General features: G+C 75.8%; 2 protein-coding genes. Both read right to left on the bottom strand.

What is annotated here, in order from left to right; genetic code table 11:
- Positions 1 to 125: 125 nt before the first annotated feature.
- A complete protein-coding gene (locus tag ACIRS1_RS38415; RefSeq protein ID WP_402847314.1) occupies positions 126 to 1,391 on the bottom strand; it encodes an APC family permease in 1,266 nt (421 codons plus the stop codon).
- A 92-nt stretch (positions 1,392 to 1,483) separates the two neighbouring features.
- Positions 1,484 to 1,759 carry a hypothetical protein gene (locus ACIRS1_RS38410; RefSeq protein ID WP_402847312.1) on the bottom strand — a complete coding sequence of 92 codons (276 nt, stop codon included), beginning with the start codon at positions 1,757 to 1,759 and terminating at the stop codon, positions 1,484 to 1,486.
- Positions 1,760 to 1,874 lie beyond the last annotated feature (115 nt).

Below are 1,874 nucleotides of genomic sequence, written 5' to 3'. Positions count from 1 at the left end.
ACCGCGTGGAGGCCCCCCGGGGCCCCGCCCGGGGGGCGGGGGGGCGGGGGGGGGGGGGGGGGGCCGGGGGGGGGGGGGGGGGGGGGGGGGGGGGGCGCCCCCCCCCCCCCCCCCCCGCCGGACAGTCAGGTGCGGGAGAGGGCCTTGCGCACGCCGTAGGCGGCGGCGCCAAGGGCCAGCACCAAAGCACCCCACAGCACCGAGGCGCCGGGCAGGGCGAAGGCCAGCACCACGCACCCCGCCAGGCCGAGCGCCGGAACCGCGCGCGGCGGGCGCCCCTCGGCGGGGGTGAGGGTCCAGGCGGAGGCGTTGGCGACGGCGTAGTAGGCGAGCACGCCGAAGGAGGAGAAGCCGATCGCGCCGCGCACGTCCGCGACGGCCGCCAGGAGGGCGACGACCGCACCGACGGTGAGTTCGGCGCGGTGCGGCACGGCGAATCGCGGGTGCACGGCCGCCAGGACGTGCGGCAGGTGCCGGTCGCGGGCCATCGCGAAGGTGGTGCGGGAGACGCCGAGGATCAGCGCCAGCAGGGAGCCGAGGGCCGCCACCGCAGCGCCGACACGCACCACAGGCGCCAGGCCGGGTACCCCGGCCGCCCGGACCGCCTCCGTCAGCGGTGCGCCGGTGTGGGCCAGGCGGTCGGGGCCGAGGATGGCGAGGACGGCGAGCGCGACGGCGCCGTACACCACCAGTGTGATGCCGAGCGCGAGCGGGATCGCGCGGGGGATGGTCCGCCGTGGGTCGCGGACCTCCTCGCCGAGGGTGGCGATGCGCGCGTACCCGGCGAACGCGAAGAACAGCAACCCGGCCGCCTGGAGCACGCCGTGGAATCCGGCGTCCGCACCGACCGCCCAGTGGGCGGTGTCGACGTCTTCGCCGGTGAGGCAGGCGGTGACCACGGCGGCGAGCACAGCCAGTACGACGGCGACGATCGCGCGGGTGAGCCAGGCCGCCTTCTGCACCCCGACGTAGTTCACCGCCGTCAAGGCCACCACCGCCGCGACCGCCATCGCGTGCGCCTGCTGCGGCCACACGTACGAGCCGACGGTCAGCGCCATCGCTGCGCACGACGCGGTCTTGCCGACCACGAAGCCCCACCCGGCCAGGTAGCCCCAGAAGTCCCCGAGCCGCTCACGCCCGTACACGTAAGTGCCGCCGGACCGCGGGTAGCGGGCGGCCAGGCGCGCGGAGGAGGTCGCGTTGCAGTACGCGACCACGGCGGCCAGCCCCAGGCCCAGCAGCAGCCCGGAGCCGGCCGCCGAGGCCGCCGGGGCGAGCGCGGCGAAGATTCCGGCGCCGATCATCGAACCGAGGCCGATCACCACGGCGTCGAACACGCCCAGGTGCCGCCTCAGCTCCTCGGGGGCAGCCGTCGGTGCCGACGAAGTCATGGATCCGTGCCTCTCGACGCTCTTCGAATGTCGGCGCGCACCCTACTGGAGCCACTGCACGGGGATGACCACCAGCCTCCGGGGGGCGGCGCTCACCGCGTCCGGCGGCCGTGCTCCGCGGAGATCCGGTGGGCGTGCGCGACCATCTCGGCGGCCGCGTGTTCGCCGACCCCGAGGGCGTGGGTGAGCCGGTGGGCGCTCCAGCCGTGCCGGGCGAGCAGGGTGGGCAGCGGATGGTGTGGACTCCGCGGAGCCGGTGGAGGCAGCGGTGCCGGCGCGACCGCGGGCCGGGATCCCGGTATTCGGTGGCGGACGACCGCGCGGCGGAGTTCATCAGCGCCCCAGACCAGGAACGGGAACGGCGCCACGGTGAGGAGCTGGGTGGGCGTGAGAGGGTGTTCGATAGGGGATTCCCCCCAACTGTCCGGCTTTGATCGAGGTAGCACGGACTCGATTCCAGGATCTCGTGGCGGTCGGGTCCGT

The sequence above is a fragment of the Kitasatospora sp. NPDC101176 genome, assembly GCF_044768035.1.
In the GTDB taxonomy this organism is placed as follows: Bacteria; Actinomycetota; Actinomycetes; order Streptomycetales; family Streptomycetaceae; genus Kitasatospora.
This window is presented reverse-complemented; position numbering and strand designations above follow the sequence as displayed.

Coding starts and splice junctions, on each gene's coding strand:
- ACIRS1_RS38415 (WP_402847314.1), bottom strand. CDS start 1,391: ATGACTTCGTCGGCACCGACGGCTGCCCCCGAGGAGCTGAGGCGGCAC.